General features: G+C 31.9%; 12 protein-coding genes and 1 tRNA gene. 4 read left to right on the forward strand and 9 right to left on the reverse strand.

The features are described from left to right. Nucleotides 1-298 precede the first annotated feature (298 nt). The 3 genes from GQS57_RS17470 to polA form a co-directional block, all read right to left on the reverse strand. On the reverse strand, nt 299-688 hold the full coding sequence (locus GQS57_RS17470) for a hypothetical protein (protein ID WP_165734267.1): 390 nt from the start codon (nt 686-688) through the stop codon (nt 299-301). 75 nt (nt 689-763) lie between these two features. Then, nucleotides 764-1,570, reverse strand: coding sequence for an N-acetylmuramoyl-L-alanine amidase (locus GQS57_RS17475; protein ID WP_165734268.1), 807 nt, complete (start codon nt 1,568-1,570; stop codon nt 764-766). A gap of 10 nt (nt 1,571-1,580) precedes the next feature. Then, nucleotides 1,581-4,442, reverse strand: a complete 2,862-nt coding sequence (gene polA, locus GQS57_RS17480; protein WP_165734269.1) for a DNA polymerase I — start codon at nt 4,440-4,442, stop codon at nt 1,581-1,583. Between the two features lie 148 nt (nt 4,443-4,590). On the opposite strand from polA, the gene GQS57_RS17485 reads away from it, so the two are divergent. Together GQS57_RS17485 and GQS57_RS17490 are read left to right on the forward strand one after the other, a co-directional pair. Further along, on the forward strand, nt 4,591-5,814 hold the full coding sequence (locus GQS57_RS17485) for a metallophosphoesterase (protein WP_165734270.1): 1,224 nt from the start codon (nt 4,591-4,593) through the stop codon (nt 5,812-5,814). Nucleotides 5,815-5,902: 88 nt separating this feature from the next. Then, nucleotides 5,903-6,196 (forward strand): co-chaperone YbbN, encoded by a 294-nt coding sequence (locus GQS57_RS17490; RefSeq protein WP_165734271.1) that lies wholly within the window; start codon nt 5,903-5,905, stop codon nt 6,194-6,196. A gap of 420 nt (nt 6,197-6,616) precedes the next feature. On the opposite strand, the gene GQS57_RS17495 is transcribed toward GQS57_RS17490, so the two are convergent. From GQS57_RS17495 to GQS57_RS17505, 3 genes are all read right to left on the reverse strand, one after another. After that, the gene (locus tag GQS57_RS17495; protein WP_165734272.1) at nt 6,617-7,126 is read right to left on the reverse strand and encodes a hypothetical protein; all 510 of its coding nucleotides are present in this window, start codon (nt 7,124-7,126) and stop codon (nt 6,617-6,619) included. 295 nt (nt 7,127-7,421) lie between these two features. Continuing rightward, nucleotides 7,422-8,063, reverse strand: coding sequence for a polysaccharide deacetylase family protein (locus GQS57_RS17500; protein ID WP_205860297.1), 642 nt, complete (start codon nt 8,061-8,063; stop codon nt 7,422-7,424). A 10-nt stretch (nt 8,064-8,073) separates the two neighbouring features. Further along, nucleotides 8,074-11,151, reverse strand: coding sequence for a DUF2723 domain-containing protein (locus tag GQS57_RS17505; RefSeq protein WP_165734273.1), 3,078 nt, complete (start codon nt 11,149-11,151; stop codon nt 8,074-8,076). A gap of 170 nt (nt 11,152-11,321) precedes the next feature. Between GQS57_RS17505 and GQS57_RS17510 the strand changes: the two genes are divergently transcribed. Next, nucleotides 11,322-11,393: transfer RNA gene (locus tag GQS57_RS17510), tRNA-Gln, on the forward strand. Between the two features lie 85 nt (nt 11,394-11,478). On the opposite strand, the gene GQS57_RS17515 is transcribed toward GQS57_RS17510, so the two are convergent. Continuing rightward, nucleotides 11,479-12,117, reverse strand: a complete 639-nt coding sequence (locus tag GQS57_RS17515; protein ID WP_165734274.1) for a carbohydrate-binding family 9-like protein — start codon at nt 12,115-12,117, stop codon at nt 11,479-11,481. Between the two features lie 316 nt (nt 12,118-12,433). Between GQS57_RS17515 and GQS57_RS17520 the strand changes: the two genes are divergently transcribed. Continuing rightward, a complete protein-coding gene (locus GQS57_RS17520) occupies nt 12,434-12,832 on the forward strand; it encodes a VOC family protein (protein ID WP_165734275.1) in 399 nt (132 codons plus the stop codon). Nucleotides 12,833-12,883: 51 nt separating this feature from the next. On the opposite strand, the gene thrC is transcribed toward GQS57_RS17520, so the two are convergent. Both thrC and GQS57_RS17530 read right to left on the reverse strand, forming a co-directional pair. Beyond that, complete coding sequence (gene thrC, locus GQS57_RS17525) at nt 12,884-14,167, reverse strand: threonine synthase (RefSeq protein ID WP_165734276.1); 1,284 nt, start codon at nt 14,165-14,167, stop codon at nt 12,884-12,886. Nucleotides 14,168-14,289: 122 nt separating this feature from the next. Beyond that, entirely contained in the window at nt 14,290-15,219 is a 930-nt protein-coding gene (locus GQS57_RS17530; protein WP_165734277.1) for a homoserine kinase, read from the reverse strand. Nucleotides 15,220-15,249: the final 30 nt, after the last annotated feature.

The raw sequence follows: 15,249 nt of genomic DNA on the forward strand, positions 1-15,249 counted from the left end.
ATTGAAAGAATGGTAGTTGCCAAACCAGTTTATCAAAATCAAATAAAACAGAAGCTAAACGTATAACTCAATAATTTTATATTATATGTAAATTGGACAATAATCTGACCTTCCTATCTATGATTGTTTTGGTTCAGATAAATATTTGGTGGTTTTTTAAAAAATCTTTTCAGTTTTACAGCTCTTTAAGTATAAAAAAGAATAGTGTCAACTTGTTTTTTTTTCAGTTGATTATAGGTTATTTGAATATTGGATGGCAAAAGAATGATTCACTAGAGTTAAATATTTATAAGATTATTCACTCCTCATCAAAAGTAGCCGTAGGACAAAATAATAAATCTGTAGGGTTGTCAATTTCATATAAATACTCATACCCTTTAGACTCTTTTTTGCAAAAAGGCTCCAAAAGTCTTGCCATATTTGTAAACCCTTCTAGGGTTAAAATGCAGAAAAAAGTTTCGTTATCTTTGGTTAAAATTCCTTCATCAGTTTTAAATAACCCGAAGATTAAATTGCAATTACGTGGCGTTATAAAATCTAAGGTAGCTAAATCTAACTTTTGTTTTTTATCAATAATGGTATCTACAATTAAGTCTCTAAATAGAATTGCTTCTGCTTTGTCAAAATTGTACAAACGAACAATATTCTGATCGTGTCCGTCTATGTTTTCAATATAATCTAATTCCATTTTAGGGTGTTTTAATAAGTTTCTCTACAAGTTTTAGTAGAAAGTGAGGTGTAAAGAATAATTGATGAAAATAGTTTAAACTTCCTTCATCACTAAAAATAATATCTTTTTATCTTTTTCTGATAATTCATGAGATACTTCATCTGAGTTAAAATGAAGTTTAAAAGAATAAATAGCATTTTTTATATTGCTAGTATTATAGCCAATATATTTTAATGCCAAAGTAGTATCAAAATCTACCGGAAGTGTTACCGTTTTTAAATCTTCTTCATCATACCAAATTCCAAAACCACTTTCTGCTAATGATTTCCAAGGAAATAATGCACTCGGATCTGTTTTTCTTCCAGGAGCAATATCAGAATGACCAATAATATTTTGCGCAGGTATTTTATACTTTTTAGACAGTTTTTCTAGTAAGGAAGTCAAACTATTAATTTGAGCATAAGAAAAAGGTTCTTTACCATTATTATCTAATTCAATACCAATAGAAGAACTGTTTATGTCGGTGTTTTTACCCCAACTTCCATTACCAGCATGCCAACCTCTAACAAGGTCGTGTAGCATTTGAGTAATGGTTCCATCATCGCAAATTACGTAGTGAGAGCTTACTTGTGTAAGCTCTAAAGCAAAGGTTTTATAGGTTTGCATACAGCTATCTTGAGCCGTGTGATGTATGACAACAATATTAGGTTTTCTCAAATTAAAATTCTGAGATTCTATAACTTTAGTCGTTCTGTTTCCTATGGTGTCTGGGGCAATTTTAACGAGAGATTTTCCGAGTTGTTTTGCCTTTTTATGATACGTGTTTTTAGATACTTGATAGATGTTTTTAGAACACGAAGCAAATAGGGTAATGATGATTAAAAGTCTTAAATATTTCATCGTTTAATTTTTAATGTGCCTGTAACCAGTTTTCTCCAATTCCCATTTCAACATCTAAAGGAACACTCATTTTAAAAGCATTTTCCATTTCGTGTTTAATAATTGGTCTAATAATTTCTAACTCGTCTTTATGCGCATCAAAAACCAATTCATCATGCACTTGTAATAACATTTTAGATTTAAAACCTTCTTTTTCAAAACGATTATGTATGTTAATCATCGCTAGTTTTATAATGTCTGCGGCAGAACCCTGAATAGGAGCATTTACAGCATTTCTTTCTGCACCAGATCTAACCATGGCATTTCTAGAATTGATGTCTTTTAAATATCGACGTCTATTTAAAATAGTTTCTACATAGCCATGTTCTCTAGCAAAATCTACTTGTGCAGCCATGTATGCTTTTAACTTCGGATAGGTTTCATAATACGTATCAATTAATTCTTTTGCTTCACTTCTAGATAAATCAGTTTGATTACTTAATCCGAATGCCGAAACTCCATATACAATTCCGAAATTGACTGTTTTGGCGTTACTTCTTTGTTCTCTTGTAACTTCATCCAACGGAACGTTAAAAACTTTTGCAGCGGTAGAAGCATGAATATCTTCGCCATTTTTAAAAGCTTCCATCATGTTTTCTTCTTCACTTAAAGCCGCAATAATTCTTAATTCTATTTGAGAATAATCTGCTGCTAATAATACATAATTTTCATCTCTAGGGATAAATGATTTACGAACTTCTTTTCCTCTTTCAGTTCTAATAGGAATGTTTTGTAAATTCGGGTTGTTAGAACTCAATCTTCCCGTTGCAGCAACCGCTTGCATGTATTCTGTATGAATTCTTCCCGTTTTCGGATTCACTTCATTTGGTAAAGCATCTACATACGTGCTTTGTAATTTTTTATACTGACGATATTCTTGAATATCTCTAATAATTTTGTGGTCTTTTGCTAAAAAGGATAAAATATCTTCACCGGTTTTATACTGACCCGTTTTTGTCTTTTTAGGTTTTTTAACCAATTCCATTTTCTCGAACAACACAATTCCTAATTGTTTTGGTGAAGCAATATTAAATTCTTCGCCTGCTTGCTCGTAAATATTTTTTTCTAGTCTGTTGATGTCATCCGTTAAGGCAATAGATAATTCTTTTAAGAAATCGATATTAATGTTAATTCCCTCTATTTCCATGGCGGTTAAAACCGAAACCAAAGGCAATTCGATATCCTTAAAAAGAGTAGAAACATTTCCACTTTCTAATTCACCCGTAAAAAGTTGTTTCAATTGAAACGTAATGTCTGCATCTTCCACTGCATATTCAGTCTGATCTGCAACCGGAACAACACGCATAGAAAGTTGATTTTTCCCTTTTTTACCAATTAAATCTACAATAGAAACTGGCTGATAATTCAAATACGTTTCTGCCAACATATCCATATTATGACGCATATCTGGATTGATTAAATAATGCGCAATCATGGTATCAAATAATTTCCCTTTTACAGGCATTTCATAATTCGATAATACTTTAATATCATACTTTAAATTATGCCCAATTTTTTCAATTCCTTCGGATGTGAAAAACGGACGAAATTCTTCTAAAATTGCTTTGGTTTCTTCTTGATCTTCCGGAAAAGAAACATAATATCCTTTACCAACTTCGTAAGAAAAAGCAATTCCGATTAATTCTACTTCCAGAGCTCTTAAACCTGTAGTTTCTGTATCAAAACAAACCGAAGTTTGCTCCATTAACTTATTCAGTAATAATTTTCTAGCAAAAGGCGAATCTATATGTTGATAAAAATGATTCGTATCTTTTATCGATTTAAAACCAGATGCAATTTCTTCTTCAGAAACGCTTCCGCTTCCTGGTGCCGCAAATAAATCAAACTGACCTTCAGGAACTGGGGCTGCTTTTTTAGTTGATGACTTCTCAACTGCACTCGAAGGAACATCTATAGAATTTTCGGCAGAATTTGCTTTTTCAGCATTTTCAACAGCAAAAGTTCGTAGGAAATTGGTTAATAAATTCCTGAATTCTAGTTCGTTAAAAAGTTCTGTTACCTTTTCTTTATCTGGCTGATCTAATTCAAAATCTTTGGCGTCAAAAGTTACCGGGACATCCAACATAATTGTTGCCAATTGTTTAGAAAGTAAACCTAATTCTCCGTTTGCTTCTATTTTCTCCTTCATTTTCCCTTTTAGCTCGTGCGTATTTGCTAAAAGATTTTCCATAGAACCGTAAGCAGCCAAAAACTTTTTAGCTGTTTTTTCTCCAACTCCAGGTAAACCTGGGATATTATCCGCAGAATCTCCCATCATTCCTAAGAAATCGATGACTTGCTCCGGATTTTCAACTCCAAATTTTTCTTTCACTTCATCAACGCCCCAAATATCGTAACCACCACCAAAACGAGGTTTGTACATAAAAATATTTTCAGAAACTAATTGTGCAAAATCCTTATCTGGCGTTACCATATAGGTTTTGTAACCCTCTTTTTCTGCTTGTTTAGAAAGTGTTCCAATAACATCATCTGCCTCAAAACCTTCTTTTACCATAATAGGAATGTGCATGGCTTTTAAGATTTCTTGAATGTAAGGAACCGCTAACTTTATAGCTTCCGGAGTTTCATCTCGGTTGGCTTTATAAGCTTCAAACATTTCTACTCTGTCTACACTTCCGCCTTTATCAAAACAAACCGCTAAATGATCTGGTCTTTCACGTTTTATTACGTCTAAAAGCGAGTTCATAAACCCCATAATTGCAGATGTGTCTAAACCTTTGCTGTTAATTCTTGGGTTTTTTATAAAAGCATAATATCCTCTAAAAATTAATGCAAAAGCATCCACTAAAAAAACTCTTTTTTGATCTGACATTATATTTGTTTTGTGGTTTAAATTGATGAAAATTTGACCTCAAAAATAGTGTTTTTTGAGATGCGAGAAAGGTACAAAACTTTAACAAGACGTTAAAATCCAATCGAAACTTAAAAACCTACCTTTGCCAACATTTTAAAATTTATTTATGCCACGTTGGGTTTTTCCTTTAATCATATTAACAATTGTTATCACGCTTGTAGAAATTTATACGTTTCAAGCGTTTAAAACAGTTTCTAAAAGTAAAATAGTTCGTTATTCTTTTTTATTGATAAGTATCGCGGTATATATTAATTTTTTCATCACTTTCTTAACATATTCTAGAAGCGTAGGGCAAACGCCGCAGTTTCAAATGGCTGTTGGTTTGTTGCTTACAATTTCTATTCCTAAATTGGTGATTATCATCTTGCTTTTTGGAGAAGATGCATATCGTTGGGTTCTAAAATTATTTTCTGCAGTTTCTAGCGAAGAAACAAAACAACTTGTAGGTAGAAGAAAATTTATTTCGCAAATTGCTTTGGGTTTGGCAGCCATTCCATTTGCAGCTTTCATCTACGGAATTATTCAAGGAAAATACAATTACAAAGTTTTAAAATACCAATTAAGTTTTAAAGATTTACCAGATGCTTTTGATGGTTATACAATCACACAAATTTCAGACATTCATTCTGGGAGTTTTACCAACAAAGAAAAAATTAAATATGGCGTCGATTTAATCAATCAGCAAAAATCGGACATAATGTTATTTACAGGTGATATTGTGAATAATAAAGCAGATGAAATGGATAACTGGATGGATGTTTTTGATAAGTTGGAAGCAAAAGATGGTAAGTATTCCATACTTGGGAATCATGATTATGGCGATTATATGGATTGGGACAATCCGCAAGACAAAATAGATAACTTTCAAAAAGTAAAAGACATTCACCAAAAGATTGGGTTCGATTTATTGCTAGACGAACATCGTTATTTAGAGAAAGACGGACAAAAAATTGCTTTGTTAGGAGTTGAAAACTGGGGAAAAGGATTCAACCAAGCGGGAGACCTTGCAAGGGCGTCAGCAAACATCAAAAAAGAAGATTTTAAAATCTTAATGAGTCACGATCCAAGTCATTGGGAGTACAAAGTGAAAGAAGACCCTTTTAACTATCAACTTACGTTAAGTGGTCATACACATGGTTTGCAAATGGGTATTGAAATTCCGGGTTGGTTAAAATGGAGTCCGTCTAAATATGTCTACAAACAATGGGCAGGTTTGTATGAAGAAGCAGGTAGGTTTATCAACGTAAACCGAGGTTTTGGGTATCATGCATTTCCAGGTAGAGTAGGTATTTGGCCAGAAATTACGGTGATAGAATTGAAAAAAGGCTGATCCTCAGACCATTTAATTACTTTTCTATATATTTGTTAAGTTACAAGTAACTATTTATACATTTTTTCCCCCTTAAAAAATCTATATTATGGCAAAATTTGGTGATTTAATAAGTGCTGAAAAGCCTGTTCTAATTGACTTTTATAAAGATTGGAGCGAGGTAGATGATACCGTACATACTTTAAGAGATGTTGCTGCTGTTTTAGGTGATAAAGCCAAAGTAATTAAGATTGACATCGCTAAAAATGAAGCGCTTGCAGAAGCGTTACTCGTAAAAGGAAATCCTACTTTTATGATTTATAAAAATGGCGAAATGAAATGGCGTCAAACAGGTGCTCAAGACGCAAACACTTTAATTGGTTTAGTGCTAAAGTATCTTTAATCTTTTTAGAAGCTATTTCCTGCTTGAATTTACCTTGAGGGGGTAGAAAGGCTATCTCTTTCTTTTTCTCTTCTCGATACATCTTTTTTGTTCTTGGAAATTCACTAAAACTGACCGAAAAAGGAAGGAGCTTGTCGAAAGGTTCAATCAAGGCTAGAACATGTTTGCTAACTTTTCTTATTGTAAGGATTGAGTGAGTGTTTACTGATAATTAGTATGTTGTTTTTTTGTAAAATTACAAACGAAATTGATGACATGCAGTTTTGTTATTTCGAACTTTTGGGAGAAATTGCATAAGGAAGATTCGTTTTGTATTTCAATTGTTATGAGATTTCTCAATCGCCGAAAAGGCTCATTTCGAAATGACATTTGGGAGTTTAATCTACTTTTTCTTATTATCTAAAATTTTCTTGACATTTATTATTTAGTAAAAAACTCATTAAAACAATCAATTCCGTTTAAGTTGTTTTCTAGTTCTATTTTCTCTGAAGTTGTATTTGCCATCCAAACTTTTTTAATATTTTTAATTTTTAAACTATCTGTTTTATCTACAATTGCAATAATATTTGCCTTGTTATCGCTTTTAATATTACAATAACCTATGGTAATAAATTGGGGTTTCTTTAAATTAGAAATGCTTAAAGTATCTAAAATTTTATAGCTAACCTTATTAATGGAGTCTGTTATAATTCCTTTAAAAATTACTAAATGATTCGCTTCATTTTTTAAATGAAGAATTCCGTATTTATCTGCTGCGTTACTTTTATAAATACTTGTATCACTTACTTTAACGTAATTTTTAAGTTGAGGTATATCTTTAAAATTTCTGTTAGAAGATTCCATTCCAATTATCGAATTATTTTTTTTGTCTGTTTTGCTACTACAACTTACTAAAACAAGTAAGATTAAAATGGAGAATACGTTTTTCATTATGTTTTATTTCGAGTATAATGTTAGGCTTACAAAAACTGTTCCTTTAATTGGACTTAATTGCTTTCTCAAATAAATTATCGAACTGTCACATCGAGTGAATTTTATTTTTCATAAAACTTGTATCGAGATGTTGGGTGGATGATCAAAATAGATTTTTAGATTTTTCAATCGCCGAAAAGGCTCATTTCGAAATGACATTTTGAGGTGTTGTTTACTTTTTTCAAGTAAAATAAAAACCTTATGTTTTTTATGTTGCTATGTGGTACGTTTTATAAAAGATATCCTGTAACTCTTATATCGCCTTAAAAAAAAATCCTTTATCAGAAAAATGTTTTAATACTTTAGGTAGCGCATATTTCATTCTTTCGGCTGCTTTTACGCTATCATGAAAAACAATAATACTTCCTGGTTCAGTATTTTTTAAAACGTTCTCTAAACACTTTTCATTAGAAATTGTTGTGTCAAAATCTGCGGATAAAACACTCCACATAATAATTTTGTAACCTTTTTTAATTAATTGTTTCGCTTGATTCTTTTTTATTTTTCCGTATGGAGGTCTAAAGAGTTTCTGTGTAATTGTTGAACTGTTAAATTGTTTAATTGTTTGCTCGCATTCTAAAGCATTTTTTACATAGGCGTTGGTTTCACTTTTCCAGCCTTTTAAATGGTTTTGGGTATGGTTGCCAATGCTATGGCCATCAGAAATAAGTTTACTAAATATTTCTGGGTGATTTTGTATGTTTTTTCCAATACAAAAAAAGGTGGCTTTTGCGTTGTACTTCTTTAATTCCGTTAAAACAAACTCGGTGATTTCTGGCGTAGGTCCATCATCAAAAGTGAGAAAAATCTCTTTTTTATCAGAAAGAAAACGCCACGTATATGTAGAGAAAAATCTCATCATAAAACGTGGCGTTCTGGGGAAATAACTTTTCATTTAAAAGGTGTTATTCTTCATCTGGCATTAGATGATCAAATAGTTTTACAATGCTTATAAATTCATTTTGTAAAGATTCTAAATATTCTTTATCTACTTCGCCTTGTTCTACTTGTGTAATAATGTTTCTGTACATGTAAAGCGTCGTGTCTATGTCGTCAAAAACCAATTCAGTATCTTCCATTGAGAAGGTGCTTAGCCAAATTAGTTTTTCTTTAAATAAGTCTATTAATGTTCTAGCGGTTTCTCTAGCTTTTTTACTATCTCTTAATTTATAATAAGACTCAGGGTATCCCATAGATAAACTATAATGATCAAAGTCTTTAATAGGCATTTTATCTAGTGATAAATCTAAAATTTCTAGTGCTTTTGCAGTGTCTCCTTCTTTTGCGAAAGCTTCAGATAATCGCAATAGGCTATTACGCATAGAAATTGAATTTCTCTTCGTTTGTTCGTCTAAATAAATTTTACCGTCGTTAATGTTTCTCCAATCCCATTTCTGAATATTAGTGTACATTTTTTCGGTGTCAATTCTTCCCATATCAAACAAGCTTTTATTAGCCATAGGAGTTTTAATGGGTACTAACTTATAAGCCAAACCATCTAATTGTAGGTAATCTTTTAACCAAAGATACTCTTCTGCAGCATTGGCGCCACCTGTAAAGTAAATTGGTCTTTCCCAATTGTTATTGGCAAGAATATCTAACATTAAAATTCTGTTCTTAAATAAAGCTCTATCATCAATAGTAATGTCTATGTATGGTAAAATTTTATCAGCATCTTTTTGTGCTACAATTCCGCTTTTTAAGACCGCTTCTTTGTTTACAGGAAGTCTTATTTTATTGGTTGGATAAAACTTTTCTTTCTGACCATTTTCTGTTTCTACATAAGTTGCATCACTATCTGAAGCAATCCAACGCATAAAGTTTTTAATAGTCATTACAGAATCTTTAAAACGCGGATGATCCATAGAATAAGCCACATCTAAAGTTCCGTATTTGTATTGGTGATGCTCTAATTGAGATGGAATAGGAGCAGCCTTATAAGTTGCTCGTTTCATTTGGTCTATGTACCAAGGAGTCGCAAATAAAGAAGTATTTACTAGTTTTACATCTGTTCTAAAATCTTCTACTTCTTGCATGTACCAAAGTGGGAACGTATCGTTGTCTCCAATGGTAAACATAATGGCATTTTCATCACAACTTTGTAAATACGCTTTTGCGTTTAAGTGTGTTGTGTATCTATTAGAACGATCATGATCATCCCAGTTTTGAGCAGCCATTAACGTTGGTACAGCTAAAAGTGAAACTAAAGAAACCGCAATGGCTACCATTTTTTTATTGGCAAAATTCTTTAAATATTCATACAATGCAAGTACACCAAAGCCAATCCAAATGGCAAAAATGTAAAAACTACCTACAACAGCATAATCTCTTTCTCTAGGTTCAAATGGTTTTGGATTTGTATAAAATATAATAGCAAATCCTGTAAACGCAAAGAATAAGAAGAGCGTAAAGAAATTTTCCTTATCCCATTTAATTTGATACAATAAACCTATAATACCTAAAATTAACGGTAAAAAGTAGTATTTGTTTCTTCCTTTGTTTTCTAAGGTTTGAGAAGGCAGATCCTGTTGTGAACCTAATCTCATTTCATCTAATGCATTAATTCCACTAATCCAATTTCCGTTAAAAACATCTAAGTTTCCTTGTATATCGTTTTGTCTTCCAACAAAATTCCACATAAAATAACGTCCGTACATATAGCCAAACTGATAGCTCATCATAAACTTTACATTCTCTGCAAATGTAGGTCTACGTTTACTGTTCTGTGGAATACCCGCAATAGATTTATACATTTTTTCTGAAGCTGGGTTTACCATTCTTGGTATAAAACCTTTGTGCTTGTCAGACCAATTTGGTACAACGCCTTCGTAATTATTTACAATCTCGTATTTACCGTTTAATTTCTCATATTTTGGCTTATCATCCTTGTAAGGATTCTTAGCGTCTTGCTCTCTGTCGTAAGAATTTGAATAATACGTATCGTAAAAAACATTTGCATCTCCATATTGTTCACGATCATAATATGCTAATAATTCTCGCGCACTAGAAGGATTATTCTCGTTAATAGTTGTGTTTGCGTTTGCTCTAATTGGTAACATCATCCAAGAAGAAAAACCAATCATAATAAACAATACAGAAAGAACTAGTGTGTTTGCGTGAATTTTATTTTTCTTACGTGTATATTTTAATCCTAAGTAAAATAAAACAACTAAAATAATGGCTGCAATAATACTTCCAGAGTTATAAGGCATTCCTATCGAATTGATAAAAAACAACTCAGAAGCACTAAAGAATTTTAATGTAAACGGAAATAAGAATTTAAAAACAAACATTAACGCTAAAACAGAAATTACGGTTGCAATTGCAGTTGTTTTTATGTTGATGTTTTTATACGTCTTAAAGAAATATAGCATTACGATTGCAGGTATAACCAACAATGAAAGAATGTGTACTCCAAATGATAATCCTACCACAAAACTGATTAAAATTAACCATTTGTTTCCTCTAGCTGTGTGTAGTTCGCTTTCCCACTTTAAACCTAACCAGAATAATAAAGCCATTAAAAAAGATGACATTGCGTATACTTCTCCTTCTACGGCACTAAACCAAAAACTATCTGAAAAAGTGTATGCCAAAGCTCCTACAACAGAACTTCCTAAAATTGCTATATATTTTCCTTCTGAACCTTCACCATTTTTTAAAGCAAGTTTTAAAGCTAAATTAGAAATAGTCCAAAACATAAATAAAATAGTGAACGCACTTGCCAATGCAGACATAAAGTTTACCATTTTAGCGATATGAGTAATATCTGTAGTAAACATTGCAAAAAATGCACCTAACATTTGAAATAAAGGCGCTCCTGGTGGATGTCCAACTTCTAGTTTAACGGATGTAGAAATGTACTCTCCACAATCCCAGGCACTCACAGTTGGTTCTAATGTAAGGTAGTATGTAATTAAAGCAATTACAAATGTTGCCCATCCTAAGATGATGTCCCATTTTTTAAAGTTTGCTGATGTCATAGTCGTTTTAATAATGTGTGGCGAATTTACTAATAAATATGAATTAAATTAGTTGCGTGTTGCTTTTATAAGGGGATATTTCATCATAAATGTTTGTTAAATGTAAAAAAAATCAAAAAATGTTTGCAGGTTCTAAATAAAGGTTTAAATTTGCACCCGCATTACAGTATTGGCCTATGGTGTAATTGGTAACACACCGGTTTTTGGTACCGACATTCAAGGTTCGAGTCCTTGTAGGCCAACTGCAAACCCTTTTAATCATTAGATTAAAAGGGTTTTTTATTTTTAGTTGTTTTTTGTGACTGTAATTGTGACGGTTTTGTAAGATTACTGATCAAGTATTAATACGCCAAATGAGGTTGGTGTATGAAAATCAGGAGTTTCTGTGTTTGGATTTATCCAAGTAATCCAAGTAGGTTTAAATGTATTGTCTTCTTGTTGGTTGTATTTTGCTCTGTAAATTCCTGTTTCTATACTACCATCTTTTAACAAATTTAAATTTTTTAAAGATTGAATTAAAATTTCAATTTCTACAATAAAGTTATTTTTGTTTACTGACGTCTTAACTGCTATTTCTTGTGTGGGCCAATTCCAATTAAAATCGAATTCTCTATTTGGGCGAGCTTTAAAATCCATAATTCTACCTGTGGTGTCTATTTCTAAACAGTAATATGGATCTAAAGAAGCGTTACTTCTAAAAAATAATTCTACTCGATCGGAATCATTTATACTTTCATTTTTATCTTTAGCAGGATGTATGTGTGTCTGATGATCTTCTACTTTAAATTGGAAAAATATTTTTTCTGAATTATGAAGGGCTTTAAATTCTATTTTCTTTACTGGTTTTTCATCCCAAGGAGATGTAAAATTGGTTAAAGTATTTGCTTTTTTCCAGATTGAATTATTGCCTTCTGCTGAAATATTTATTTCTGTATCTTTTATTAGTTTTACGCTGTAGCTATTCATTTGTAGTTTTATGTTGTCAAATTTATTTTCTTGGAATGTAGAAATATTACCTTTTTTTTAGATGATATAATTAGGTTAGTTAAAAGGTGTGGCTATTACATCCAAAGTTACTATTTAAATATCTTTAATAGTTTGTAAGTAGACGGAGTATTAAATGTTGTTATGCTTTTGATGTTTTATGTCTCTTTTTTAGTCTTTTAGCTTCATGTTTATTAAACAGATAGCGTTAATATAAATATCATCTCAGTTAAAAGGGATTCTGCATAAACTTTATTTTTGTAATGAAATAGAATATTAATCTTTAAAATTTATAAACATGAAAGTACAATCATATTTAGCATTTAATGGAAATTGTCAAGAAGCATTAAATTTTTATGGAGAATTATTTAACGCAAAAATAGAAAACAAGACAACTTATGAAGATAAAAAAATAGATGTTCCTTCTTCGTATAGAAAAAAGTTACAGCATGCAGAGTTAAAAGGTAAAGGAGTAGGTTTTATGGCCTATGATGCTGCTCCAGATACACCAATAAATTCAGGAAATCAGGTTCATATGAGTGTTGATTTTAACGACAAACATGAAGCGGAGTCTGTTTTTAATGATTTATCTAAAAATGGAATTACACATACCCGATTCGCAGAAAAGGAATGGGGTTTTTATGGAAGGTGTACAGATGAATTTGGTATAAATTGGATGGTAAATGCCAAGAAATAAAAAATATAAAAAGAAAAAAGGATAACAAATTAATGTTATCCTTTTTTCTTTTTACTTTAAAAGAAAATCTTTTAAATCTTGATAGTTAGAGGCTTTAAAAGCTACTTTCTTATTGTTTATCACTTTCTTAATTTGTTCCGGAATTGCTACTTTAACTGGTAGCGTTTCTTCTACAACGTCTAAAAACTTCACTGGATGTGCGGTTTCTAGAAAAACTCCAAATTCGTTTTCTTTTAATCCGTGTTTCTTTAATCCTAAATAACCAACAGCTCCATGAGGATCTGCAACGTAACCAGAGTTTGCGTAGATTTCTTTCATAGTAGCACGCGTTTCATCATCAGAGAAACTATACGAAGAAAAAGCGCTTTTAAGAGCTTCTAAATCATTATTGAATAATTCTTGTATTCTAATAAAGTTACTTGGGTTACCAACATCCATAGCGTTAGAAATGGTTGCTTTAGATGGTTTTGGTTTGTAAACGCCATCAATTAAATAATTAGGAACCGTGTCGTTCACATTTGTAGAGGCTACAAAGTGTTTAATTGGTAAACCTAATTTTTGAGCCATGATTCCTGCGCAGATGTTTCCGAAGTTTCCACTTGGTACAGAAAATATGATGTCTTTATGTTTTTTATGTAATTCTTTATAAGCAAAGAAAAAGTAGAACATTTGAGGTAGCCAACGCGCAACGTTTATAGAGTTTGCTGAGGTTAATGTTTTGGTTATTTCTTCATCTAAAAAAGCAGTTTTTACCATTTCTTGGCAATCATCAAAAACACCGTCTACTTCTAATGCGGTAATATTCTGACCCAAAGTTGTCAATTGTTTTTCTTGAATATCACTAACTTTTCCTGAAGGATATAAAATAACAACATTTACGCCTTTTGCACCTAAAAATCCGTTAGCAACTGCACCGCCGGTGTCTCCAGAAGTCGCCACTAAAACGGTTACTTCGTCATCGCTATCTTTATTGAAATACTCTAAACATTGTGCCATAAACTTAGCACCAACATCTTTAAAAGCCATGGTTGGCCCATGAAACAATTCTAAAGAAGCAATATTATCATCAACTTTTACCAAAGGAAAATCGAAGGAAACCGTATTTGCTACAATCTCTTTTAATTTTTCAGCAGGAATTTCATCACCTACAAATTGTTTGATTACTTCGTATGCAATTTCATGATTCGAATAATCAGAAATGTTTTCAATAAAATCTTTTGAAAGTTGTTGAATGTTATCTGGAAAATAAATTCCTCTGTCTTTTGCTAAACCCTCTACAACTGCATTTTTAAAAGTAGATTTTGGCGATTTATGGTGTAAACTGTAATAGTTCATTTTGTGATTTTTTTAATTAGTTCTCGATATAATTTTTTCGTTTCTCAAAAAATATTCGAACTGACAAGCGTGCTGTCACATCGAGTGATTTCTCTTTTTAGAGAAATTGTATCGAGATGTTTTTATTTGCTTTCAATTATTTTCATTCCTTCATGATTCACTTTAGAAATAAACATTTCAAAGTCAATACCGGTATTTTTATAACTCTCTTCGATGCTTTTGTAAACCTCGTTGGCAATTTCATCTCCTTTACAAAGTGCAAAAATTGTTGGTCCAGATCCACTAATTCCTGCGCCTAAAGCACCTGCTTTTATGGCTGCGTTTTTGACATCATCAAAATGCGGAATTAATTTTTTACGATGAGGTTCTACAATAATATCTACTAAAGAGTTACTAATTAGCTCGTAATTATCAGAATATAAACCACTAATTAGACCGCCAACATTTGCCCATTGTGTAACAGCGTCTTTCAATGCAATTTCTGTGGGTAAAACCTCTCTAGCATCTTTTGTTTTTACTTCTACCTGCGGATGAATGGCTACAACTCTCAATTCACTCGGAACCGGTAATTTTATAATTTCTAAAGGATGATAGCTTCTCACTAAAACAAATCCTCCATAAATTGCGGCCGAAACATTGTCGGCAATTGGAGTTCCGCAAGCAACCTCTTCACCAAACATGGCAAATTTGGTCAACTCTAAATCAGAATAAACATTCCCTAATAACTGATTGGTACCAAATGCAGCGCCTGCAGCACTTGCGGCAGAACTACCTAATCCGCTTCCAGGAGAAAACCCTTTATGGATTGTTAATTCAATTCCGAAATCTGCATTTGCTTCAATCAGTAATTTTTTAACGACGGCACTTGCAGCATTTTTATCAACGTTGTATGTTAAGTTTGCACCTGTAATATTGGTTATTTTAACACCTTTCTCTGTTGTTTTTGTAAAGGTCATTTCATCTCCAATTGCATCAACAGCAAAACCGAGGGAATCAAATCCGCAGGAAACATTAGCAACAGTGGCAGGAGCAAATATTTTTAAATAATCCATATTTTTTTTAGTTAGCAGTTTTCAGTCACA

This window comes from Polaribacter sp. 20A6 (assembly GCF_011378915.1).
GTDB lineage: Bacteria > Bacteroidota > Bacteroidia > Flavobacteriales > Flavobacteriaceae > Polaribacter > Polaribacter sejongensis.

Coding starts and splice junctions, on each gene's coding strand:
- GQS57_RS17470 (WP_165734267.1), bottom strand. CDS start 688: ATGGAATTAGATTATATTGAAAACATAGACGGACACGATCAGAATATT.
- GQS57_RS17475 (WP_165734268.1), bottom strand. CDS start 1,570: ATGAAATATTTAAGACTTTTAATCATCATTACCCTATTTGCTTCGTGT.
- polA (WP_165734269.1), bottom strand. CDS start 4,442: ATGTCAGATCAAAAAAGAGTTTTTTTAGTGGATGCTTTTGCATTAATT.
- GQS57_RS17485 (WP_165734270.1), top strand. CDS start 4,591: ATGCCACGTTGGGTTTTTCCTTTAATCATATTAACAATTGTTATCACG.
- GQS57_RS17490 (WP_165734271.1), top strand. CDS start 5,903: ATGGCAAAATTTGGTGATTTAATAAGTGCTGAAAAGCCTGTTCTAATT.
- GQS57_RS17495 (WP_165734272.1), bottom strand. CDS start 7,126: ATGAAAAACGTATTCTCCATTTTAATCTTACTTGTTTTAGTAAGTTGT.
- GQS57_RS17500 (WP_205860297.1), bottom strand. CDS start 8,063: ATGAAAAGTTATTTCCCCAGAACGCCACGTTTTATGATGAGATTTTTC.
- GQS57_RS17505 (WP_165734273.1), bottom strand. CDS start 11,151: ATGACATCAGCAAACTTTAAAAAATGGGACATCATCTTAGGATGGGCA.
- GQS57_RS17515 (WP_165734274.1), bottom strand. CDS start 12,117: ATGAATAGCTACAGCGTAAAACTAATAAAAGATACAGAAATAAATATT.
- GQS57_RS17520 (WP_165734275.1), top strand. CDS start 12,434: ATGAAAGTACAATCATATTTAGCATTTAATGGAAATTGTCAAGAAGCA.
- thrC (WP_165734276.1), bottom strand. CDS start 14,167: ATGAACTATTACAGTTTACACCATAAATCGCCAAAATCTACTTTTAAA.
- GQS57_RS17530 (WP_165734277.1), bottom strand. CDS start 15,219: ATGGATTATTTAAAAATATTTGCTCCTGCCACTGTTGCTAATGTTTCC.